Source organism: Serratia sp. NGAS9 (assembly GCF_009905295.1).
GTDB lineage: Bacteria > Pseudomonadota > Gammaproteobacteria > Enterobacterales > Enterobacteriaceae > Serratia > Serratia bockelmannii.
In genome coordinates this window covers 3,180,302-3,200,763 of record NZ_CP047605.1, presented here as the reverse complement: position 1 = coordinate 3,200,763, position 20,462 = coordinate 3,180,302, and the positions used below count along the sequence as shown (strand labels likewise).

Here is a 20,462-nt window from a genome sequence, read left to right as displayed (position 1 = left end):
TAGGATTTTCCATTAATGCTTTTTTTTCACTTTATTTAAGCGCAGGCGAAAAATGGAGTGAGATAGGATTTTTACCGAGGGAAGGGAAGATATTTTCCGCTATTTCAACCGGCTGGTGCAATTGAAAAATAAAGACACAATTAAGCGCATCGCAAAAGTGACAACTGCTATGTAACCTTAATGAAACAGTAACGCGACGGAACCGTCCCAAACGGCGGCCAGTGCGTACAGTAGCGCGAGAATCAGGACAAGGGGGGCATTGAACATGGTTGTTTCCTCCATGAGGATTTGTTTAAAGTTTAGCCTCTCGAGATGACGGCAGGATGAAGTTAGATCGTTTTTTGTACGGTGAAATTCAGACGGACGGAAATGGGTAAACCGCTGATTTTTTACTATAGTCATAGTGTGAAGTTGTGCGTTTGTCGGCGTACGCCTCTGCATTGAGCGGCAGCGGGCAGGTTGCCCAGAGCAAGATCGCGGAGCGGACGGCGCCTGGCGCGAAACATGTGACGAGATTCTCAGAGGGTTGGTCTGTAAGGATTTGACATGTCATATGAAAATGACGAACTAAACGGTGTTGAGCAACCGAGCGACTACGTGAAAGCCACCGCCTGCGAAGTGCGCAGCGGTGTAAAAGCGGCGCTCGAGCAATCATGTGCCTGCCTTAAGGATAACCCTTGGGCGGGGATAGGCGCCGGCGCCGTCGTGGGCCTGGTAATAGGATTTCTGTTAGGCAAAAGGTAATAGGGAGAGTAAAGATGGGCATCATTTCCTGGATCATTTTTGGTTTAATCGCCGGTATCCTGGCCAAGTGGATTATGCCGGGCAAAGACGGCGGCGGCTTTATTGTGACCGTTATATTGGGGATCGTGGGCGCCGTCGTCGGCGGCTATATCAGCACCTTCTTCGGTATGGGCCGCGTTGACGGTTTTAACCTGGGCAGCTTTGTGGTGGCGGTAATCGGTGCCCTGGTGGTGCTTTTTGTCTACAGGAAGATCAAAGGCTAAGCAGCCGTTGCTCAACAGGGTCGCCGCGGCGGCCCTTTTTCGTGAAATCAATCCGGCGGTGCGGCGCGGGCCGTACCGGCTGAAAGGGGAATATCATGGGTCTGTTCGATAGCGTATTGGGTAACATTCTGGGCGGCGGCGCCAACGGTAAAGGCATCGACTACATCGCCATTATGCAGTGGGTTGAGCAACAAGGCGGCCTACAGGCCATTTTGGACAAATTCCGTCAGGGGCAGTTCGGCGATATCGTCGGTTCCTGGCTCGGCAATGGCGAAAATCAGCAGATTACCGGCGATCATGTGCAGCAGGCGTTGGGTAGCGATGCGATCAACCAACTGGCTGAAAAGCTGGGTATCGATCCTGCACAAGCCTCCAGCACCATTGCACAGTTCTTGCCAACGGTCGCTGATGCCGCCTCGCCAAATGGTGAAGTGCAGCAAGACAGCAACGAACTGGGCGACATGGTCGGCAAACTGTTCAAATAATGATTAGGCTCCCGGCATCTGGCCGGGAGCATTCACTCCGCTAATTCCCTCGATCGCCGTCAACGCTTGCTGCAGATGCGCCACCCAGGCGCGCACTTTCTCCGGAATAAATCGTAAGGCGGGATAGACCGCGTGCAGCGCCATGGGCGGGTAGCGGTATTCCGGCAAAACGGGCACCAGCGCCCCCGTCGCCAACTGCTCGGCGATTAAAGGCCGTTGGGCGCCGCCGATACCCACTCCAGCCTCGATGGCGGCCAGCAGCGATAGCGTATTGTTGGCGCGGAACGTGGGCCGCAGAGCAACCATCTCGGGGCCGTGCGGCCCGAACAGAGTGAGCGTATCGCCGTCGTTCAAACCGCTGTAACGAATGTGCGCATGTTTCGCCAACTCCGCCGGCGAACGGGGCGTGCCATGCTTGTCCAGATAGGCCGGCGATGCCACCAGCAGGCGTTGCAGCTCGCCCAAACGTTTCGCCACCATGCCGGGCGCATGGAGTTCACCGAAGCGCAGCGCCACGTCGATGCCTTCGCCGATCACGTCGGCGCGGCGATCGTCCAGCAGCAGTTCGATGGCGAGGTTCGGATGACGTTGCTGGAAAGCGATGGCCAGCGGTGTGACGTGCAACTGCCCGAATCCGGTAGGGGCGTGAATGCGCAGATTGCCCTGCAACTGGTGGTGCTGGTCGTGCAGTGCGTCTTCCGCTTCGTCGACCGCCGCCAGAATCGGTTTGAGGCGCTGATAATAACCGCTGCCGGCATCGGTCAGCGTGACCGCCCGGGTGCTGCGAAACAGCAGCTGGGCCCCCAGTTGCTGCTCCAGGCCGGCGATTTGCTGACTGACCGCCGGCTGCGTCAAACGCAGATCGCGAGCGGCGGCCGATAGACTGCCCAGTTCGGCCACTCGCATAAAGGTTTTCATTGCGTTCAGCTTATCCATGTCGATCTTGCCTATAGATTTTTCTTATAAGTGTTAGTGGAAAGCCTCTTCTACCGCAAGCATTACTAATCAATAACACTCAGGGTATCGATAACCTGAGGAGTGGCAAGATGAATGCAAAGCGACAGGCATTGGTGATCGGCGCCAATGGCGTGATTGGGCGCCGATTGATTGAGGAGCTGATTGATCAAGGTTGGCAAGTGGTGGGCGTCTCGCGCCGGGGGGGCGAACCGGCATCTGGGGTGCGCCACCTTCAGGTTGATCTGCTGGATGCGGCGGCGACGCGGGACGCGCTGCGGCCGCTGAGCGCGATTAGCCACGTTTTCTATGCCGCCTATCAGGATGCGCCGGACTGGGCGGGGCTGGTGGCGCCCAATCTGCAGATGTTGCAACACGTCGTCGAGGGGCTGGAGCCGGTCGCGCCGGCGTTGGAGCATATCAGCCTAATGCAAGGTTACAAAGTGTATGGCGCGCATTTGGGGCCGTTTAAAACGCCGGCGCGCGAAAGCGACGCCGGGCATATGCCGCCGGAGTTTAACGTGGCGCAGCAGCAGTATCTGGCGCTGTGCCAGGCAGGCAAGCGCTGGCGTTGGAGCGCCATTCGTCCGAGCGTGGTGGGGGGCTTCTCTCTTGGCAATCCGATGAACCTGGCGTTGAGCATCGCGGTTTATGCCTCAATCAGTAAAGCGCTCGGGCTGCCGCTGCGCTTTCCCGGTAAGCCAGGCGCTTACCACAGTCTGCTGGAAATGACCGACGCCGGGCTGTTGGCGCGCGCCACGCTTTGGGCGGCGACCGAGCCGGCGGCGGCCAATCAGGCGTTTAATATCAACAACGGCGATCTCTTTCGCTGGAGCGAGATGTGGCCGAAAATCGCCGCTTACTTCGGGCTGGAATGCGCGCCGCCGCTGCCGATACCGCTGGAGAGCACGATGGCGGACAAAGCGCCGCTGTGGCGAGAGCTGGTGCAACGGCACCAATTGACCGAACCAGACTATCGCGCGGTGGCCGGCTGGCGTTTCGCCGACTTCGTCTTTTCCTGGGACTATGACATGTTCGCGGATGGCAGCAAGGCGCGGCGTTTCGGTTTCCATCAGTTTGTCGAAACCGAAGCCATGTTTTTCTCGCTGTTCGAGGAGTTCCGCCGCCGCCGCATCATTCCCTGAGCGTGGCATCGGTTTCCCCGCAGCACAGGCTGCGGGGAATGGCCTCAGAACGTCAGCATGATCTTGCCGATGTGCTCGCTGGACTCCATCAGCGTATGCGCGGCGGCGGCCTGCTCAAGCGGGAAGGTTTTAAAAATTTGCGGTTTCAGCACGCCGCGCTCCAGCAGCGGCCAAACCTTCTCGCGCAGCTCGGCGGCAATCTGCGCTTTGTCCGCCACGCTGCGCGAGCGCAGCGTCGACCCGGTATGGGTCAGGCGTTTCAACAGCAGCGGCATCAGATTGAGCTCTTTTACCACGCCGTTTTGCGTGCCGATTTGCACGATGCGGCCTTCCATCGCCGCAGCCTGATAGTTTTTGGCGACATAATCGCCGGCGATCAGGTCGACGATGACGTCGGCGCCTTTGCCGTTGGTGGCGTCTTTGGTGCGTGCGACAAAGTCTTCGCTGCGGTAATTAATCGCCACGTCGGCGCCCAGCGCCAGGCTGGCCTGACGTTTCTCTTCGGATCCGACGGTGGTGATCACCTGGGCGCAGAAGGCTTTCGCCAGCATGGTGGCGACCGTGCCGATACCGGAGGTGCCACCATGGATCAACACGGTTTCGCCGGCTTTGAGATGACCGCGCTGGAACACGTTGACCCAGACGGTAAAGAAGGTTTCCGGCAGTGCGGCGGCCTCGGTCAGGCTCAGACCCGCCGGTACCGGTAGCGCATTGCTTTCATGCACGGTGCAGTATTCCGCATAGCCCCCCCCGGCGATAAGGGCGCAAACCCGATCGCCGAGCGCGAAGTGGGTCACGCCTTCACCGATGGCCACCACTTCGCCGGCAATTTCCAGGCCGGGGATATCCGAGGCGCCGGGCGGTGGCGCATAGTTCCCCTGGCGCTGCAGCACGTCGGGGCGGTTAACGCCAGCGGCGGCGATTTTCACCAGCAGTTCGCCCGCCTGTGGCTCGGGTACCGGGCGTTCGGTGACAACCAGAACCTCGGGGGCGCCCGGTTGGCTAATCTCAATCGCTTTCATCGTGCCGGGCTGCGCTGCATTTGTTGACATGGTCACTCTCCTCATCGTGGCGGACGTGGTTATCAGGCTGAACGCCCGCAATAAAGTCTGCTGTTAGCTTAGCGAAATCGAAGGAGGTGCGCGTGGTCGAATAGAGCGGTTTTGCGAGGAGGAGAGGACGCCGCCGCGATGGGAGGCTGGATATCAATCGTTAGGGGGGATGCGGAAGCCTTTCAACGAGACGATAAAATGTTCTTTCCCTTTGGAGATCTTGGCGCCTTTATCGCACCACAGGCTGGCAAGCTGGAAGAAGTCATCGCTGCCGATATCGTAGGCCAGTTCGATTTTCTTGGCTGTGCCGGCGCGGATGAGCTTTTCTGCTTCCTGATGGTTTGCAGCTTTAATTATGGTCATGGGCGAAATCCTTGGTGTTAAGCCAGAGCGGATAATCGCGAATCATCATATGGCCATAGTGTGACAATTTTGTGATGAAAACATGACGGTCCACGAAGGTGCGGCGTGCGGCGTGCCGCGCCTTCGCGGTGAAAATGCGTTATCGATTACCGATCGTGCGGGCGAACGAATGTGCTTTTTTTCTGAGATTTGAAATGCTTATAGAGCGAATAGCCCGCAATGCCGGCTAAGACAGCCAAGAGGGCAAGGGATCCTGTGGCCATGAACATCACCTCCGAATAAGAATGGCAAGGAGGCGTATTTGTGACATTCATCACTTTACGGGGCAATGAGAGCAATCTGTAATCGGGAAACTGGCATGAGGGAGGAGCAAAAAAAAGCGCCTATAGGGAGGCGCATAAAGATTTGCAACACAGCTTGTTGTGTTCAACACCAGGAGGAGTGGTGAACCGGCGCTATTCTATGCAGCGGCGAGGGCGGCTGATATAGGTATTACTCCGAAAGCGGCGCTACCACTCATAGCCCAACTGGATGTTGTAATCGGGATCCTGGTTGGTGGAGTAAGGATCGGATTGGCGGCGGCGATCGGTTTTCTTCACCGGGCCTTCATACGCGGGATAAGGTTTGGTGCGCGGTTTGCTGCAGCCCGGATGATCGCATTCGATATCGACGCGAAAGCCGTTCTTGTCGCGTGCCTCTGCCCAAGTAATCGGCGGTTTCGCCGCCTTAGGGGCTGGCCCTGACGGTGCTGTCGGCTTGGGAGCGGGAGTCACACTGGGTTCTGGAGCTTGATAATTCAGCTCCAGTGCACTCTGCGGAGCGCTGTAAGCGGCAAAGGCCAGCAGGGCGGCGGCACTGGCAGTTGGTAAGGTAAGCCATCTCGGCATGATGAATCTCCCTGAATGATTTCTGTAGGCAACTATAAAACAGCAGAACGAGAATTACTATCATTTACCTTGGCTGTTACGGGGGGCCAGGCGGTGATTCCATCGACCGACAGGGTCAAATCCTGTGCGTTTAGCCGAGATTCACGCCCCATCACGGCGAAAAAGGTTGCTATTGCCGCTCGCTCATGAGTTAATGATGTCGGCCTGTGGTACAGACCTATTTATGCACGACATTTTGAGTAAAGTAGTTCAAATTTAAAGCGTTATCCCGGATAGCCCTTCTCTGACGAATTTCCTTTCCAGTGCCTCCATAAGTAACTGATGACCGGCTATCTCGCCCATGGCGGCTAACATTATTATTGAAGGAAATTAGACATGTCCAACATGATCAAAGGTCAAGTGAAGTGGTTCAACGAAGCTAAAGGTTTTGGTTTCATCACCCCAGCAGACGGCAGCAAAGACGTATTCGTACACTTCTCTGCTATCCAGGATCAAGGCTTCAAGACCCTGGCTGAAGGCCAGAACGTACAGTTCTCTATCGAGAACGGTGCGAAAGGTCCATCTGCGGCTAACGTTACCGCTATCTAATTGGCGTCTATCGCTGATTGAAAAGAACCCGCTGCGGCGGGTTTTTTTATGCCTGCAATTTGGCAGCGCGTAAAAAAAGCCCGCAAGTCTGCGGGCAAAAGTTCCTTGTTACTTCATTTGCGAGCGCTTCTCTGGGGGGGAAACGCCTGAAGACAGGCTACGCGAGACCGGCTTAAGATTCTGCGGCCAAACCGTTAAGAAAGTGAAAATCCAGGCGGCTGCTACGCTGATAGCAGAGGCCGGCAGGGCTGGAGTGGTGTCCATCGCCCTCGCTTTTGTAATACACTGACGGCAATCGCAAATAATGGGGAAGGGTATGCAGGTTAACGATCGAGTGACGGTAAAAACAGACGGAGGCCCGCGGCGTGAAGGCGTGATTTTGGCCGTAGAGGTGTTCAACGAAGGCACCATGTATCTGGTTTCTCTTGACGACTACCCGGCGGGCGTATGGTTTTTTAATGAAATCGACAGCCGTGACGGCACGTTTGTGGAGCCCTGCCGCGAGCACGGGCAGTAACTTAGGTTAATCTCATTAATTTGCTAATGAAATTGTCCATTTTGAGATTATTTCATTGCGGTAAGATTTTTTTTATCGGCGGCAAAAAAATACCCGTTGCGCTAGCGGGGGATAACGCAGCAGGTATTTTTTTGTGGTTCCAGCGGCTGCTATCCAGATGACATTATCACCGGGTATTTAACGGCTGGTAAAACAGAGCGGGGGCGTTCTCTGTGGTTCAGCGGCTATTGACGAATATTCCACTGGTCAATGTATCGGTCAAACGAACAACGTGATAAATGATCTGCTTGTTGTGCGTTTTTATTTTCCGCTTGATGTTTCCCTTGTGGGAAGAGACCGTTTTGGCCTTTATTTGCATCTGGTCTGATATCTGGATGGTACCTTGACCGGACATCCACATGCGTAGCATGTTCGATTCAGTCTGGCTCAGCGTTACCGGCGTTTGATCCAGAGAGGATTTCTCCGTACGGAGGGACGTTCTCTCGAGATAGTGACTAAGTAGCTGATTCATAGTCTCTGGTTTGATGGATTTTGACGATATGATGACGTTCTTGCGAACATATAAATAATCGTCGAAATGTACGTTGGTAATGGCCATGAAGATGAAGAATAACGTATCCGGGTGCAGTGAAATCACCCGTTTTATTCGCTCGGTGGCGTTTGCTTCGTGGATGAAGCAGTCCTCGTTAATAAACACCAGGCTCGGATTTAACTTGCTGCATTTTTCATGCAGGCTGTCAATGTCCTCGATGGCATTAATATGGCGCCTCTTCACGCCATGCGAAGTCAGATAGTCGGTTAACCCCAATCTGGTATAGCTACATGAATCCATGATAATCGTTGGCATATCGCACCCCCACTTAAATCCGTTTTACTGCGGTAATATGAGAAAAAGCCTAAAAAGCCGAAAGGCAAAATGGAACAATAATTCAGTGTAGCGAGTGTTCTATCAATAAACACGACGGCACTCAATGATATTTTCATACTAAACTTATTAATTGCATGAATCTATAAGTTTGGCTTAAGTCAGGGCGATCTGCTGCTCGTCCAGCTTAGGCATGTTGAGCCTGATTTGCGCTTGGCGCCCGTGCCTGTCTGCATTGCTTGCCGCTAATCTGTTCATCATGTCACGAAACAAAATTTTAGTTTGCTAGGAAAAGTCTTAAAAAAAATTCATGTGTCGTTTTTTTGATGTCTTTCAGCGCGTTTTTTGAGTGGTCAAAAAGCGCTCACCCTGGTGTTTTTGACTTTTTACATATAAAAATCATTATCTTATAGATATTTTTGCTCTCCATGCTAATGATAAGCACTTCTTTTTTTATCATAACAACAAACAAAAGTTAACATTATGACCGGAATGTGTAGCTTAATTGTTGCTATAAATCACCGTTTTACAATGAGTTATATAGATATTTATTTCGCATGAAATAGTTTTCGTGAATGTTTAACGGTGATTGAGTGATTTCTCTAAACTATCATCCTGCAGTCCGATCCACGGGGAGGAATGGCAGGTCGGAGTTGTCTCTGGCCCGCGTTGGTTTTAACTTGCCTCTCCACCTTTCAAAAACAGGATGTCGCGGTGAGACAGAATCAGTATGGGCAGCCGATAGGTGAGGCCCTTCCTCATTGGCAGCCGGCAGGCATACCCGGGCACACGCCGCTGCAAGGGCGGTTTTGCCGCCTCGAACCGCTTAACCTCGCGCGCTGGGGGGATGCGCTTTATCAGGCTTACCAAACCGCTGAGGACGATCGTGACTGGACCTATCTGTTTTGGGAACGGCCGCAGTCGCACGCAGATTTCCAGCGTTATCTTCAGGCGCAGGTGTCCAGCGCAGACAGAAACACGATGGTGGTGATCGATCAGACGAACGGGCACGCCGTGGGAACCTGCGCTTTTTTACGCATCGATCCTGGCAACGGCGTGGCCGAACTGGGCACCATCAACTGGTCGCCGCTGATGAAGCGCAGTGCGCTGGGCAGCGAGGCGATTTTCTTGATGCTGCGGCATCTTTTCGACGATCTTGGCTACCGGCGCTGCGAATGGAAATGCGATAGCCTCAATCTGCCTTCACGCCAGGCCGCCGAGCGCTTGGGTTTCCGCTATGAAGGCACGTTCCGCCAGGCCGTCGTTGTTAAAGGACGCTCGCGCGACACCGACTGGCTGTCGATCGTTGATGGAGAATGGCCGGCACGATACGCGGCGTTTGCCGCCTGGCTGTCGCCGGATAACATCAGCGAAGACGGGCGGCAAGAACGTCGTTTGCAGGCCTTCCAACTCGGGTAATCGCCGCGCGCGTTAGGCCGTTTCCGCCAGGCAATGGCGCAGCGAGTCCAACGTCAAGCGGATGTCCTGTTCCTCTGTCATCCAGTTGACCAGCGCGGCGCGGATCCCCGGCTGGCCGTTGTAATGCGTAGGGGTGCAACGCACCACGCCATGCCGGCTAAGGCGTTCGAGAAAGCGATCGCGCGCCGCTTCGCTCTCACCCTGTGGATGACTGAGGGCGAAGCACACCACGTTCAAATTCACCGGCGCCAGCAGATGGAAACCGTCATCGGCCGCTAACGCCGCCCCCAGCGCCTGCGCCAGTTCGACGTTGCGCTCGACGATATCTCGTATACCGCTGCGGCCATAGGCTTTCAGCGTCAGCCAAAGCGGCAAGGCGCGGAAGCGGCGCGAATTTTCTGGCGTCAGATGCAGATAGTTGTCTGGCCGCAGCGTCGGTGCTTCCAGGTAAGCCGAATGGTTCTGAAATACCTGCATTTGCAGATCCAAATGGCGGGTAAATTGGATCGCGCTGTCATAAGGCACATTCAGCCATTTATGCGCATCGACGGTGATGGAATCGGCATGCTGCCAGCCCTCGAGCTTTGAGGCGTATAGCGGTGAGCAGGCCGCCACGCCGCCGAATGCCGCATCGACATGCAGCCAAAATGGATAACGCTCCCGCAGCGCCAGCAGCTGCGGCAGATCGTCGAAAGCGACAGTGTTGACCGTACCGGCGCTGGCCAGTACCAACGTTGGCTGGCCAGCGCCGGCGGCGAGCTGCCGCGCCAGCGCTTCCATATCCATGGCTTCAGACTCCGGCAGGCTGGCGACGATCGTCAACGCCTCGCGGCCGATGCCGAGCATGCTGAGCGCCTTCACGCTGCTGGAATGCGGATTGGCCGCCAATACCCGGATGGGGCCCAGCGCCGCCAGGCCTTGTTGGGCGATATCCACGCCTTGCTGTTGTCCCAACCACTGCCGGCCAATGGCCAACCCGGTGAAATTGGCCATGGTCGCGCCGCTGACCAGGCTGCCGCTGAACGTTTCCGGCAGGCCCAGCAGGGATTTCAACTGCGTCACGGCCGCCAGCTCGATCGTGGCTGCAATGGTATCATGGCTGAGCAGGCTATTTTGGTCTGTCACGCTAACCAGCCAGTCCGCTGCGACCGCCGCCGGGGTGCCGCCGCCGGTGACGAAGCCGAAATAACGCGGGCCGGCGCTGGCGGAAATGCCGGCCTGATAACGTTGCCAAAAGCGCTCCAGCGCTGCCAGGGCGCCTTCGCCGTTTTCCTCCAGCCGATCGTCGCCCGGTTGCAGCTGCTGATGCTCGAGCGGTGGGCAGACCGAGCGTTGCTGCAGCCCGGCCAGGAAATCCTCCGCCAACTGGCGGGTGTGGTCGAGGATCTGCGGAAACTGCGCGAGGTCCTGTTGTAAACGTGGGTGCATGGTGGCTCCGAAAGCGTCAGGGATGATGGGGTAAACATAGAGCATTTGCCTGCCGGTCAAAATCGATGAAAAATAACCTTTTTGGATAGCCTGGTTAACCAATGATGAATGAACGCATTCCCTTGCATGTCTTGCCGACCTTTGCGATCGCCGCCAGGTTGGAAAATTTGCGCGCTGCGGCGCAACAGGTGCATTTGACGCACGGCGCGGTCAGCCAGCAAATTCAGTTGCTGGAGCAGGCGGTCGGCTATCCGCTGTTTGAACGGCGCGGGCGCGGTGTACGCCTGAATGCCGCCGGGCGAGAGTTGTTGGCGGCGGTAGAGCCGGCGCTGCAGGCACTGCAGCAGGGCGTCGCCCGCGCCCGGCGTGCGGCGACAAGCCAGACGCTGCGTATCAGCGTGTTGCCGTCTTTTGCCCATTATTGGCTGTTGCCGCGTCTGCCTGCTTTTCATGAGGCCTGCGCCGATATTGCGCTGGATATTGATGCGTCGCTGGCGCTGCAGGATCTGTCGCAGCGAGGGTTCGATGCGGCGATCCGTATCGGCAGCGGTCAATGGACGGGGCTGCAGGCGCAGCGCATCGCGTCGGGTGACGTGCTGCCGGTCGCTTCGCCGGATATGGCGCGAGAATGGAGGGCGGCGTTCGAGAACGGTGGCGATATTCCGTTGCTCGAGCACGACGTCAGTCCTTGGCGCGACTGGTTCAACGCGCAGGGGCGGCCGTTATGCGGGCGACAACAGGCGTTATTCAACGATGCCGGATTGCTGATTCGCGCGGCGGAGCAAGGGTTTGGCATCGCGTTGGCGAAAAAGCTGCTGGTGCAGGATGCGCTTGACGCGGGGAGACTGGTGGCGTTGGCCGCGCCCCGTCGTCTGAGCGATGACGACGTTTACCTGGTGTGGCCGCAGACCGCCGGGTTGACGCCGGCGGTTACCCGCTTGCTGCAGTGGCTTCAGCGACAGTTGGCGGCGATTTAGCGGCGTAGCCATTCCGGTTGCGAGGTGCCGAGCGTAGTCGCCGGCAGCGCCCATTGCAGCGCCGTACCCTGCAGGCTTAACGGGGCGCGCAGGCGTTGCGCGGCCCCCCAGTAAGTCAGTTCTGTTTCCGGGTTCTCGTCGGCGGGGCCGGCCGGTGCCAGCGGTTCCGGTCGATAATCTGCCGAACAGGGGTGCGCCAGCAGCAGTTGCGCCGTGCGCGCCAGCGACAGCCGCGCGTGGTAGCCGGTACCGCGGCTCAGGCGCTGTGTCATACCGGTCAGCACCGCTGCCGCCATCAAATAGCCGGTGGCGTGATCCAGAGCCTGTACCGGCAGCGGCACCGGCAAACTGGCGCTGCGCCAAACCATACCCGCCTCCGCCAACCCGCAGCTCATCTGTACCAGGCTGTCGAAACCGCGCCGGGTCCGCCACGGCCCGCTCCAGCCGTAGGCATTCAGGCAGACGTCGATCAGGCCCGGCGCCAGCGCGCGTCTTTCCTCCGCGCCATAGCCCAATTTCTCCAACGCACCGGCACGGTAGCCGTGCACGAGCACGTCGGTGTTTTTCAGCAGATGTTCAAACGTATGGCGATCGCGCGCATTGGTCAGGTTGAGGCGTGCGCTGCGCTTGCCCAGCATCACCTCGTGCTCGACGCCGGGTTCATCCCAGCCGTAGGGGTCGATGCGCAGCACGTCGGCGCCCAAACCGGCAAGAAAACGGGTGGCGATCGGCCCGGCGAGAATGCGCGTCAGATCCAGTACCCGCACGCCGTGCAGCGGCCGGGCGACGGGTAGCGCCCAGCCCGGCGGTGGCGCTTCCGGCTGCAGCGAGGCGTGGATAAGCGGTTCGAGCGCTACGCTTTTGCCTTGAATATGTTGTCGCCACGCGGCCGCCGAGCGCATTTGGGCCGCGCAGCCGCCGGCCTCGATCACGGCTTCCTCCAGCTCGCTTTTTTTCCAGTCCAGCACACGTTCCGCCAGCGTGCCTTTATCCGATGCCGAACCCAGCACCTGTTCCACCGCTCGCCGATGGTGCGGCGCATTGGTATGCAGACGTATCCAGCCATCCGCCGTCGCGTAGTCGCCGGCCAGTGCGTCCCAGGCCGCAGGCAGCGTCCATCCCAGCGGCCGCAGCGTCCAGCCAAACCAGAGTGAGGCCAGGCGTTGATCGATCCAGACCTGCGGCGCGTCGGCGGCCTCGCAGCGAAGCAACTCGGCGCAGGCCAAACCGGCGGCGCTCCAGGCGGCGGTCGCCAATTCTGTGACGGGAAAAGCCGAAGGCAATGCGCCGACGCCGCTAACGGTTAACCGGTCGGTAGGGGCGGGGCGCTGCCCCAGGCTTTGCCAAATCTCGTCGAGCAGAGTGTGGATCAGAGGCGTCATCGGCCACTCCTTGCGGATCGTCGGAAATATAGCCTAGCGTAGCCCACCGCCGGCGACCTTGCTAAGGCGTAACGTCGAATGTGCGGCCGTCGGCCAGTTTGGCGCGCAGGCTGTGGGCCGCGATGCCAGCGAAAGGCTGCGCGTAAAGTTGGCGGCCAGCGTCGAACCGTCGCTGAAGGTCGTCTGCTGCACCCAGCCGTCCCGATCGAGCTAGCGGAAGTCCAACAACGCTTTGTCCCACAGAGCCTGATGCAGCGGCCGGAAGGCGGCGTCGGCGCCCAATGTTGGCACCTTCTATTTGTGACATCGAAATATAATCGCCGTATTCCAGTTTATTTTTCGTTTAATAAATTAGCCTTTACTTCATTATCCGACGTCACTATACTCAGCCAAAATTTCGGTGGAGAAACTCAATTGGACAGTTGTAGTTGTAATAAAACAAATAAGGCAAGCTGACCAATTCTCTTCTGATTTGTTGCTTGCCGTTATCGGCGGGCAGCACCCCTCTCCAGTTATTTCTGAGCTGTGCATACCCGAGTAATAAACGTTTCCTGATGCCTGACGGTTTCAGGTGAATCGAGTTGGACGTTATTATGGTATTTTGCAGCCACAGCCTTTTCCCTCCAGGCACGACACGCTGATTCGCTGATTTATTTTCAGCGCGCTTTCGCGTGTGCTAAACAGCACATGATTTTATCTCCTGCGGTTAATTAAGGGGACAGTCATGGCTATGACTCCTTTCGTTTTAAATTTATTGCTGGCGATGTGCCTGGGCGCGGTCATTGGCGCCGAGCGCCAGTGGCGCCAACGCATGGCCGGCCTGCGCACCAATGCGCTGGTGGCGACCGGTGCGGCGGTCTTTATTCTCAGCTCCATGTCCACCGATCCGGCCAGCGCCGGCCGGGTGGCTGCGCAGATCGTATCCGGTATCGGTTTCCTCGGCGCCGGCGTTATCATGCGTGAAGGGCTGAACATTCGCGGCCTTAACACCGCCGCCACGCTGTGGTGTTCGGCGGGGATCGGCGTCCTGTGCGGCCTGGGCCAGCATTGGGATGCGGTGGTTGCTACGCTGGTGATCCTGTGCGCCAATATCCTGCTGCGCGAAGCCGCGCAGCGTATCAATCTGCAGCCGCACCAGCAGGCAACCGATCTGGAACTGTGCTATCGCATTCAGGTGACCTGCGGCGAGCAGGACGAAATTCTGGTGCGCACCCTGATTCTGCAGGCGCTGAACGGCGTGGCCTTGCGGCTGCAATCCTTGCGCAGCGCCGATATCTCCAGCCCGGGGCAATTGGAAGTGTGCGCGGAAATTACCGCCACGCCGGCCGCGCAAAAAGAAATTGAGGGTATTGTCTGCCGCGTCAGCCTGGAGAAAAGCGTGAGTGCCGTTCGCTGGCGCGTCGCGTCCGAATTACCGGTCTGATTAATTATATAAATATTTATTAACTTGATTATATGCTCAGGTTATTCGGGCTCGCCTGAATAACGCGGAGCATTAAGGAGGCGTTATGGACGATGACCCCGGAAGGAAAATGATTCCAGCGTGGCTGACAGGGTAATTCCGCCATTTAGTCACGCTAATAAAAAATTCCAAGCTGCGCAGAGTCACCTGTTTATCGGGCGGGGCTTCGCTGTGCGCAGAACGAAAATAAGAGAATAGCGTTATGACTCAGATTAATGAAAGAACGCGTCGCCGTGATAAAGACGCGGTGACCTACGCCATTGCGCAAGAGGCGACCAACAGCATCGCTCAAACGCTGGCGAACCTGAAGTGCAACCGCAACGGCTTGACCCAGGACGACGCCGATGAGCGGCTGGAACAGTTCGGCGCCAATCAGGTCGCCCATGACAAGGCGCCGCATGCCCTGATCCAGCTGATCAAGGCCTTCAACAACCCGTTTATCTTCGTGCTGATGGTGCTGGCTGCGATCAGTTTCTTTACCGATTATTGGCTGCCGCGCCAGAGCGGTGAAGAAACTGAACTCACCGGCGTCATTATCATCCTGACCATGGTCACGCTGAGCGGGCTGCTGCGTTTTTGGCAGGAATACCGCACCAACAAAGCGGCGGAAGCGTTGAAGTCGATGGTGCGCACCACCGCCACGGTGCTGCGCCGCAGCAGCTACAGCGCGCATCCGCTGACGTTGGAAGTGCCGATCCGCGAACTGGTGCCGGGGGATATCATCCAGCTCTCCGCCGGTGATATGGTGCCGGCCGACGTACGCCTTATCGCCTCGCGCGATCTGTTCATCAGCCAGGCGATTTTGACCGGCGAAGCGATCCCGATCGAGAAATACGATGCCATGGGCAACGTGGCGCAGAAGTCGAGCGAAGGGGAAGTGTCCAGCGAGAACGCGCTGCTTGAGCTCTCCAACATCTGCCTGATGGGCACCAACGTCGCCAGCGGCACCGCTACGGCGGTGGTGGTGGCGACCGGCGGGCGCACCTACTTCGGCTCGTTGGCCAAGTCAATCGTTGGTTCGCGGGCGCAAACCGCGTTCGATCGCGGGGTGAACAGCGTCAGCTGGCTGTTGATTCGCTTCATGCTGGTGATGGTGCCGGTGGTGTTGCTGATCAACGGTTTCACCAAAGGTGACTGGAGCGAGGCGGCGCTGTTCGCGCTGGCGGTGGCGGTCGGCCTGACGCCGGAAATGCTGCCGATGATCGTCAGCTCCAATCTGGCGAAAGGGGCGATCGCCATGTCGCGTCGCAAGGTGGTGGTGAAGCGTCTGAACGCCATTCAGAACTTCGGTGCTATGGACGTGCTCTGCACCGACAAGACCGGCACGCTGACCCAGGACCGCATCATTCTCGAGCACCACATCGACGTCACTGGCGCCAGGGATAACGAAGTGTTGCACCTGGCCTGGCTGAACAGCTTCCATCAGAGCGGCATGAAGAACCTGATGGATCAGGCGGTGATCCGTTTCGGGCGCGGCAAACCGGGGATTGAAGCCCTGGGGCGTTTCAGCAAGGTGGATGAGCTGCCGTTCGATTTCGTGCGCCGCCGTCTGTCGATCGTGGTGGCGGATGAGAATGGCAAGCAGCAGCTGATCTGTAAGGGCGCGGTGGAGGAGATGCTGGAGATCGCCACCCACGTGCGTGAAGGCGACAAGATGCTGGAGCTGGACGACGCGCGCCGTGCGGCGTTGCAGGCGCTGGCCCGCGAGTACAACGAAGACGGTTTCCGCGTGCTGGTGCTGGCGACGCGTGAGTTGGATGCGCAGCGCCCGGCCGAACCGCTAAGCGTGGCCGACGAGCGCGATATGGTGGTGCAAGGGCTGCTGACCTTCCTCGACCCGCCGAAGGAGAGCGCGCAGCAGGCGATCGCCGCGCTGCAGGAAAACGGTGTGACGGTGAAGGTGCTGACCGGCGACAACCCGGTGATCACCTGCAAGATTTGCCGCGACGTCGGCCTGGAGCCGGGCGAACCACTCTCCGGGCTGCAGATTGAACAGATGGATGACGAAGAGCTGGCGCGCGAAGTGGAACAGCGCACGGTCTTCACCAAGCTGACGCCGCTGCAAAAATCGCGAGTGCTGAAAATGTTGCAGAGCAACGGCCATACCGTCGGCTTCCTCGGCGACGGCATCAACGATGCGCCGGCGCTGCGCGATGCTGACGTCGGCATTTCGGTCGACACCGGCACCGACATCGCCAAGGAATCGGCGGACATCATCCTGTTGGAAAAGAACCTGATGGTGCTGGAAGAGGGGGTGATCAAAGGGCGCGAGACCTTTGGCAATATCATCAAGTACCTGAACATGACCGCCAGTTCCAACTTCGGCAACGTGTTCTCGGTACTGGTGGCGAGCGCCTTCATCCCGTTCCTGCCGATGCTGGCGATCCACCTGTTGATTCAAAACCTGATGTACGACATTTCCCAGCTGTCGCTGCCGTGGGACAAGATGGACAAAGAGTTCCTGCGCAAGCCGCGCAAGTGGGACTCCAAAAACATCGGGCGCTTTATGCTGTGGATTGGGCCGACCTCGTCAATCTTCGATATCACGACGTATGCGCTGATGTGGTACGTGTTTGCCGCCAACAGCGTGGAACACCAGGCGCTGTTCCAGTCCGGCTGGTTCATTGAGGGGCTGTTGTCGCAAACGCTGGTGGTGCATATGCTGCGCACCCAGAAGATCCCGTTCATTCAGAGCACCGCGGCGCTGCCGGTGTTGCTGACCACCGGGTTGGTGATGGCGCTCGGCATCTACATTCCGTTCTCGCCGCTCGGCGCCCTGGTTGGCCTGCAGCCGCTGCCGTGGGAATACTTCCCGTGGTTGGCCGCTACGCTGGTCAGCTACTGCGTGGTCGCGCAGTTGATGAAGCGTTTCTACATCCGCCGCTTCGGCGAATGGCTGTAAGCCGCCTCGGCGTTCACTTCGGGGGCGAAATTCTTCGCCCCTGCACTACTACAGCAGTTTGTTGACCAGCAGGCCGAGCATGATGGTCAGCGTGAAGGAAAACAGCGTGCCGAGCAGCACATACTCGGTGCGCATCTTATCGTCGCTCTGGCGCAGATCGCCGAAACGGAAGATAGATTTGGCCGCCAGCAAAAAACCGATCGCCGGAATTTGCCCCAGCAGCACGAAGGTCAGGATCAGCGTTCTCTCCAGATAGCCAATCTGTTTGCCCGCGCGCAGCAGCGAATCGTTGTCGGCCTTGGCCGAAGGCGGCATTTGCGGCGTCCAGTGCGCCAGTAGTTGCCCGATCAGCAGGCTCATCGGCAGATAAATCAGGCTGTAGGCCACCAGCACCAGGCCAATTTGCCAACGCCCCAACTGCTGCCCCAGCGCGGCGAGCAGTTCACCGGCATTCGGCGTCAGCCCCAGCCACAGCAAGGCGATCACCGCCAGATGCAACCCCTGATCGAGCAGGAAACTGCGGGCCGGGCTCAGGCGGGTCATGACGGTGACTTTCAGCAAATCGATCAGGTAGTGGCTGACGGCGATGACCAGCAGGCTGACCAGCACCTGAAGTGAAGAAAGCCCGCCGTGCAGCAGGCCGAACCCGGCCACCACCCAGGCGGCCAGCACCCCGTGCAGCAACGCGTGCAATACCAGAAAACGCGAACGCGCGCGATGTTGGATTTTGTCTTCCACCCAACTCAGCGGCTGCAGCGGAAAATCCGCCAGCAGATGGACGAGCAACAGCCAGGCCAGCAAAGGCGCATAGGTCAGATCCATAGTCAGACGATCCTGTTAATGGCGTGAATAAACCGCATGATTTCCTCGTAGGCCGCGCGTTTCAGTGCGGCGGAGACCGTGGAGGCGGCTTTTTGCAGCTGGTCCGCCACGGCGGCGCCGCTGTCGGCGAACATTCTCATCTGGACGATGCGCGCTTCGGTCTGCGACAGGCGGCCAATCACATGATCTAACATCGGCAGCAGATCGCTGACAATGGCGTTTGTCCGATCGTTGTCGGTTTTCAGAGCCAGGCGGCAATTTTTCGCCATGGCGTCCAGCGCGCTGCCGGAGTTGATAAAGGCACTGCCGTAACCCGCGGCGTCGGGCCGTTGGCTGCCCAGCCCGACGGCGACGCGCGCATCCCAGTGCGCGGCGCCCATCGCCCGCAGCGCGAGGCGAATATATACCGCCAGCAGCAACCCGTCCTCCGGGGCGGCCTGCGCCTGGAAGGCGTCGCCGCGAAAGATTTCCACCTGATGAAGCTGCCCGTCGCGCTGCAGCCGATCGAGCAGGCTGTGCAGCTCGTTGAGGTAGTTGACGGTATCTGATCGGCGAGAATCGACCAGATCGCCGCTGATTACGCTGATTGGTGTCGACATAGCGTGTTCCGTTGCTTACCGAGGGATGACTATAAATTCGCACCTGGATACGAATATGTCAATAATTCGTCTTTGGATACGAATTTGTAGGGAATTCGCCTGTGAGAACGAAATGCGGTGGCGTGAGGAAAGGGGACGAACGGCCGGGAATGCGCGGGCCTGTCAGGCTCGCCACCGGCGGCGTAGAGGGAAAATGGCCGGCAACCGGCCGTTCAGAAACTTTTAACCAGCACTTCACGCGGCATTTCGCTGCCGTGCTTCAGCAGGTGCTCAAACGATCGTTCGCTGCTTTTCAGCTGTTGCAAAAACTCCTGCGGCGACAGATCGTGTTTTTTGCCGCTCATGTAAGCCAGCGCCAGTTCTTTTGCCTGATAGCGGGAGAAGTTGTACATGGTGTCCTCGATACGGTGAATGTCAGTGCTCACGATTGTAGCGAAAGAGCACATAATGAACAGTGGCTTTGGCGTATGGAATCGATAGCCGAAACTTAACTTGCCGGTTGCAACAGCTCATCGCACAGGCGTTTGATCACCTGAGCCTGCGGCAGGCCGTTGTGCAACATCTGACGGATATGCTCCGAATCGCTGATGCCCTGGCGGACATGGCGCTCGACGGCCTGTAACACGGCCCGATCCTCCCGCCGCTCGGCGAAATCGCTCAGCGCCTCGAGGGTGTGCAGGATGTGGGCGGTCAGGCTGCGGCGGCGCAGCGTCGTGGGATCGACGTATTCGGCGGCAAAACCGCTGCGATAGGCGTTGATCTTGTTGTAGTGGGTGAAGGCATCGTATTCCGGCGCGATCGGCGTCCGGCGTTGCAACAGAAAATCGGCCAGCAGACGGCAGTAACCGACCAGCAGCACGGCGTGCGCGAGGCGCAGCGGCGTATCGCAGATGCGGATCTCCACCGTGCCCAGCTCCGGTTTCGGCCGTGCATCCCAGTAAATATCCTTGACGCTTTCAATCACGCCGGCGGCGTTCAACCGTTCGTAGTAAGCGTTGAATTCGCGCCAGCTGTAGATGTGTTCCAGGCACCCGTAGTTGGGGAAAGAATTCTGGGCGCTGAAGCGAGAGCTGGCAAAGCGCGTGTCGACCCCCTGATACAGCGGCGACGAGGCGCTGAGCGCGATCAGCTGCGGAAAATAGGGCGTCAGCGCATGGCACAGGTACATCGCCTCGTCCCCGTCGTTGACGCCGAGGTGAATGTGTTGGCCGAATACGCAGGCCAGCTTGGAGAGATAGCCAAAACGGCTGGCCAGCTGCCTGTAGCGCGCGCTGTCGCTGATGACCTGCTTGCGCCAGTCGTTGCTCAGGTGCCGACCACCGCCGCAGACGTCACAGCCCAGGCGCTGCGCGCTGCGCCGGACGGTATGGGTCAGGGCGCGCAGCTCGGCGTGCAGCTCATCGAGATCGCGGTGCACCGAGCTGTTCAGCTCCACCATCGATTGGGTGAGCTCATGCTTGACGCGCCGGCGGTCGCCGACCGCGCTGACCACCCGGTCGGCCCGATCCGCCAGATCGTAGTGCTCGGCATCGACCAGCTGTAACTCTATTTCGGTGCCGATGGAGAGCCTTTCCGAACGTTTGAATGTGAGCGGCATGGTACCTCCTT

21 protein-coding genes are annotated in these 20,462 nt (G+C 58.2%); 10 read left to right on the top strand and 11 right to left on the bottom strand.

Translation table 11 applies throughout. From position 1 onward, the window contains the following. Positions 1–546 precede the first annotated feature (546 nt). The 3 genes from GUC32_RS15240 (at position 547) to GUC32_RS15230 (ending at position 1,492) form a co-directional block, all read left to right on the top strand. A complete protein-coding gene (locus GUC32_RS15240; RefSeq protein WP_025303357.1) occupies positions 547–744 on the top strand; it encodes a membrane protein in 198 nt (65 codons plus the stop codon). A 14-nt stretch (positions 745–758) separates the two neighbouring features. Beyond that, entirely contained in the window at positions 759–1,007 is a 249-nt protein-coding gene (locus GUC32_RS15235; protein WP_004935146.1) for a GlsB/YeaQ/YmgE family stress response membrane protein, read from the top strand. A 95-nt stretch (positions 1,008–1,102) separates the two neighbouring features. After that, on the top strand, positions 1,103–1,492 hold the full coding sequence (locus GUC32_RS15230) for a YidB family protein (RefSeq protein WP_025303356.1): 390 nt from the start codon (positions 1,103–1,105) through the stop codon (positions 1,490–1,492). Positions 1,493–1,495: 3 nt separating this feature from the next. On the opposite strand, the gene GUC32_RS15225 is transcribed toward GUC32_RS15230, so the two are convergent. Continuing rightward, on the bottom strand, positions 1,496–2,428 hold the full coding sequence (locus tag GUC32_RS15225) for a LysR family transcriptional regulator (RefSeq protein ID WP_043140541.1): 933 nt from the start codon (positions 2,426–2,428) through the stop codon (positions 1,496–1,498). A 110-nt stretch (positions 2,429–2,538) separates the two neighbouring features. Between GUC32_RS15225 and GUC32_RS15220 the strand changes: the two genes are divergently transcribed. Beyond that, a complete protein-coding gene (locus GUC32_RS15220) occupies positions 2,539–3,591 on the top strand; it encodes an SDR family oxidoreductase (RefSeq protein ID WP_197824090.1) in 1,053 nt (350 codons plus the stop codon). Positions 3,592–3,635: 44 nt separating this feature from the next. Here GUC32_RS15220 and GUC32_RS15215 read toward each other — a convergent pair whose 3' ends face one another. The 3 genes from GUC32_RS15215 to GUC32_RS15205 form a co-directional block, all read right to left on the bottom strand. Further along, the gene (locus GUC32_RS15215; protein WP_049203962.1) at positions 3,636–4,643 is read right to left on the bottom strand and encodes an NAD(P)H-quinone oxidoreductase; all 1,008 of its coding nucleotides are present in this window, start codon (positions 4,641–4,643) and stop codon (positions 3,636–3,638) included. A gap of 153 nt (positions 4,644–4,796) precedes the next feature. Further along, positions 4,797–5,006, bottom strand: coding sequence for a hypothetical protein (locus tag GUC32_RS15210; protein WP_004935132.1), 210 nt, complete (start codon positions 5,004–5,006; stop codon positions 4,797–4,799). Positions 5,007–5,515: 509 nt separating this feature from the next. Then, a complete protein-coding gene (locus GUC32_RS15205; protein ID WP_025303352.1) occupies positions 5,516–5,893 on the bottom strand; it encodes a hypothetical protein in 378 nt (125 codons plus the stop codon). A 375-nt stretch (positions 5,894–6,268) separates the two neighbouring features. Here GUC32_RS15205 and cspE point away from each other — a divergent pair, with 375 nt between their 5' ends. Together cspE and dsrB are read left to right on the top strand one after the other, a co-directional pair. Then, positions 6,269–6,481, top strand: coding sequence for a transcription antiterminator/RNA stability regulator CspE (cspE, locus tag GUC32_RS15200; protein ID WP_004935122.1), 213 nt, complete (start codon positions 6,269–6,271; stop codon positions 6,479–6,481). Positions 6,482–6,797: 316 nt separating this feature from the next. Further along, a complete protein-coding gene (gene dsrB / locus GUC32_RS15195) occupies positions 6,798–6,998 on the top strand; it encodes a protein DsrB (RefSeq protein ID WP_004935117.1) in 201 nt (66 codons plus the stop codon). 217 nt (positions 6,999–7,215) lie between these two features. Here dsrB and rcsA read toward each other — a convergent pair whose 3' ends face one another. After that, positions 7,216–7,845 carry a transcriptional regulator RcsA gene (rcsA, locus tag GUC32_RS15190; protein WP_025303351.1) on the bottom strand — a complete coding sequence of 210 codons (630 nt, stop codon included), beginning with the start codon at positions 7,843–7,845 and terminating at the stop codon, positions 7,216–7,218. Positions 7,846–8,577: 732 nt separating this feature from the next. Here rcsA and GUC32_RS15185 point away from each other — a divergent pair. Next, a complete protein-coding gene (locus GUC32_RS15185) occupies positions 8,578–9,282 on the top strand; it encodes a GNAT family N-acetyltransferase (RefSeq protein WP_025303350.1) in 705 nt (234 codons plus the stop codon). Positions 9,283–9,294: 12 nt separating this feature from the next. Here GUC32_RS15185 and GUC32_RS15180 read toward each other — a convergent pair whose 3' ends face one another. Further along, the gene (locus tag GUC32_RS15180; protein WP_369435309.1) at positions 9,295–10,710 is read right to left on the bottom strand and encodes an aspartate aminotransferase family protein; all 1,416 of its coding nucleotides are present in this window, start codon (positions 10,708–10,710) and stop codon (positions 9,295–9,297) included. Positions 10,711–10,811: 101 nt separating this feature from the next. On the opposite strand from GUC32_RS15180, the gene GUC32_RS15175 reads away from it, so the two are divergent. Further along, positions 10,812–11,687: a LysR substrate-binding domain-containing protein gene (locus GUC32_RS15175; RefSeq protein WP_043140557.1), complete on the top strand. Its 876-nt coding sequence runs from the start codon at positions 10,812–10,814 to the stop codon at positions 11,685–11,687. Here the strand turns inward: GUC32_RS15175 and GUC32_RS15170 are convergent. Beyond that, on the bottom strand, positions 11,684–13,069 hold the full coding sequence (locus GUC32_RS15170) for a CoA transferase (RefSeq protein WP_049295897.1): 1,386 nt from the start codon (positions 13,067–13,069) through the stop codon (positions 11,684–11,686). The genes GUC32_RS15175 and GUC32_RS15170 overlap by 4 nt on opposite strands. A 724-nt stretch (positions 13,070–13,793) precedes the next feature. On the opposite strand from GUC32_RS15170, the gene GUC32_RS15165 reads away from it, so the two are divergent. Both GUC32_RS15165 and mgtA read left to right on the top strand, forming a co-directional pair. Continuing rightward, positions 13,794–14,492 (top strand): MgtC family protein, encoded by a 699-nt coding sequence (locus tag GUC32_RS15165; protein WP_025303346.1) that lies wholly within the window; start codon positions 13,794–13,796, stop codon positions 14,490–14,492. A 241-nt stretch (positions 14,493–14,733) separates the two neighbouring features. Then, positions 14,734–17,433 carry a magnesium-translocating P-type ATPase gene (gene mgtA, locus GUC32_RS15160; protein ID WP_025303345.1) on the top strand — a complete coding sequence of 900 codons (2,700 nt, stop codon included), beginning with the start codon at positions 14,734–14,736 and terminating at the stop codon, positions 17,431–17,433. Positions 17,434–17,481: 48 nt separating this feature from the next. Here mgtA and GUC32_RS15155 read toward each other — a convergent pair whose 3' ends face one another. The 4 genes from GUC32_RS15155 to GUC32_RS15140 all read right to left on the bottom strand — a co-directional run bounded on the left by GUC32_RS15155 (position 17,482) and on the right by GUC32_RS15140 (position 20,451). Then, complete coding sequence (locus tag GUC32_RS15155) at positions 17,482–18,255, bottom strand: DUF3307 domain-containing protein (RefSeq protein ID WP_060447854.1); 774 nt, start codon at positions 18,253–18,255, stop codon at positions 17,482–17,484. A 2-nt stretch (positions 18,256–18,257) separates the two neighbouring features. Beyond that, positions 18,258–18,854 (bottom strand): hypothetical protein, encoded by a 597-nt coding sequence (locus GUC32_RS15150; RefSeq protein WP_025303343.1) that lies wholly within the window; start codon positions 18,852–18,854, stop codon positions 18,258–18,260. Between the two features lie 212 nt (positions 18,855–19,066). After that, complete coding sequence (locus tag GUC32_RS15145) at positions 19,067–19,246, bottom strand: hypothetical protein (protein ID WP_019453520.1); 180 nt, start codon at positions 19,244–19,246, stop codon at positions 19,067–19,069. A 95-nt stretch (positions 19,247–19,341) separates the two neighbouring features. Beyond that, the gene (locus tag GUC32_RS15140) at positions 19,342–20,451 is read right to left on the bottom strand and encodes a YbdK family carboxylate-amine ligase (RefSeq protein WP_043140567.1); all 1,110 of its coding nucleotides are present in this window, start codon (positions 20,449–20,451) and stop codon (positions 19,342–19,344) included. Between the last annotated feature and the right edge of the window lie 11 nt (positions 20,452–20,462).

Excerpts from the sequence above, each read along its gene's own strand:
- GUC32_RS15240 (WP_025303357.1), top strand. The coding sequence starts at position 547 with ATGTCATATGAAAATGACGAACTAAACGGTGTTGAGCAACCGAGCGAC.
- GUC32_RS15235 (WP_004935146.1), top strand. The coding sequence starts at position 759 with ATGGGCATCATTTCCTGGATCATTTTTGGTTTAATCGCCGGTATCCTG.
- GUC32_RS15230 (WP_025303356.1), top strand. The coding sequence starts at position 1,103 with ATGGGTCTGTTCGATAGCGTATTGGGTAACATTCTGGGCGGCGGCGCC.
- GUC32_RS15225 (WP_043140541.1), bottom strand. The coding sequence starts at position 2,428 with ATGGATAAGCTGAACGCAATGAAAACCTTTATGCGAGTGGCCGAACTG.
- GUC32_RS15220 (WP_197824090.1), top strand. The coding sequence starts at position 2,539 with ATGAATGCAAAGCGACAGGCATTGGTGATCGGCGCCAATGGCGTGATT.
- GUC32_RS15215 (WP_049203962.1), bottom strand. The coding sequence starts at position 4,643 with ATGTCAACAAATGCAGCGCAGCCCGGCACGATGAAAGCGATTGAGATT.
- GUC32_RS15210 (WP_004935132.1), bottom strand. The coding sequence starts at position 5,006 with ATGACCATAATTAAAGCTGCAAACCATCAGGAAGCAGAAAAGCTCATC.
- GUC32_RS15205 (WP_025303352.1), bottom strand. The coding sequence starts at position 5,893 with ATGCCGAGATGGCTTACCTTACCAACTGCCAGTGCCGCCGCCCTGCTG.
- cspE (WP_004935122.1), top strand. The coding sequence starts at position 6,269 with ATGTCCAACATGATCAAAGGTCAAGTGAAGTGGTTCAACGAAGCTAAA.
- dsrB (WP_004935117.1), top strand. The coding sequence starts at position 6,798 with ATGCAGGTTAACGATCGAGTGACGGTAAAAACAGACGGAGGCCCGCGG.
- rcsA (WP_025303351.1), bottom strand. The coding sequence starts at position 7,845 with ATGCCAACGATTATCATGGATTCATGTAGCTATACCAGATTGGGGTTA.
- GUC32_RS15180 (WP_369435309.1), bottom strand. The coding sequence starts at position 10,710 with ATGCACCCACGTTTACAACAGGACCTCGCGCAGTTTCCGCAGATCCTC.
- GUC32_RS15175 (WP_043140557.1), top strand. The coding sequence starts at position 10,812 with ATGATGAATGAACGCATTCCCTTGCATGTCTTGCCGACCTTTGCGATC.
- GUC32_RS15170 (WP_049295897.1), bottom strand. The coding sequence starts at position 13,069 with ATGACGCCTCTGATCCACACTCTGCTCGACGAGATTTGGCAAAGCCTG.
- GUC32_RS15165 (WP_025303346.1), top strand. The coding sequence starts at position 13,794 with ATGGCTATGACTCCTTTCGTTTTAAATTTATTGCTGGCGATGTGCCTG.
- mgtA (WP_025303345.1), top strand. The coding sequence starts at position 14,734 with ATGACTCAGATTAATGAAAGAACGCGTCGCCGTGATAAAGACGCGGTG.
- GUC32_RS15155 (WP_060447854.1), bottom strand. The coding sequence starts at position 18,255 with ATGGATCTGACCTATGCGCCTTTGCTGGCCTGGCTGTTGCTCGTCCAT.
- GUC32_RS15150 (WP_025303343.1), bottom strand. The coding sequence starts at position 18,854 with ATGTCGACACCAATCAGCGTAATCAGCGGCGATCTGGTCGATTCTCGC.
- GUC32_RS15145 (WP_019453520.1), bottom strand. The coding sequence starts at position 19,246 with ATGTACAACTTCTCCCGCTATCAGGCAAAAGAACTGGCGCTGGCTTAC.
- GUC32_RS15140 (WP_043140567.1), bottom strand. The coding sequence starts at position 20,451 with ATGCCGCTCACATTCAAACGTTCGGAAAGGCTCTCCATCGGCACCGAA.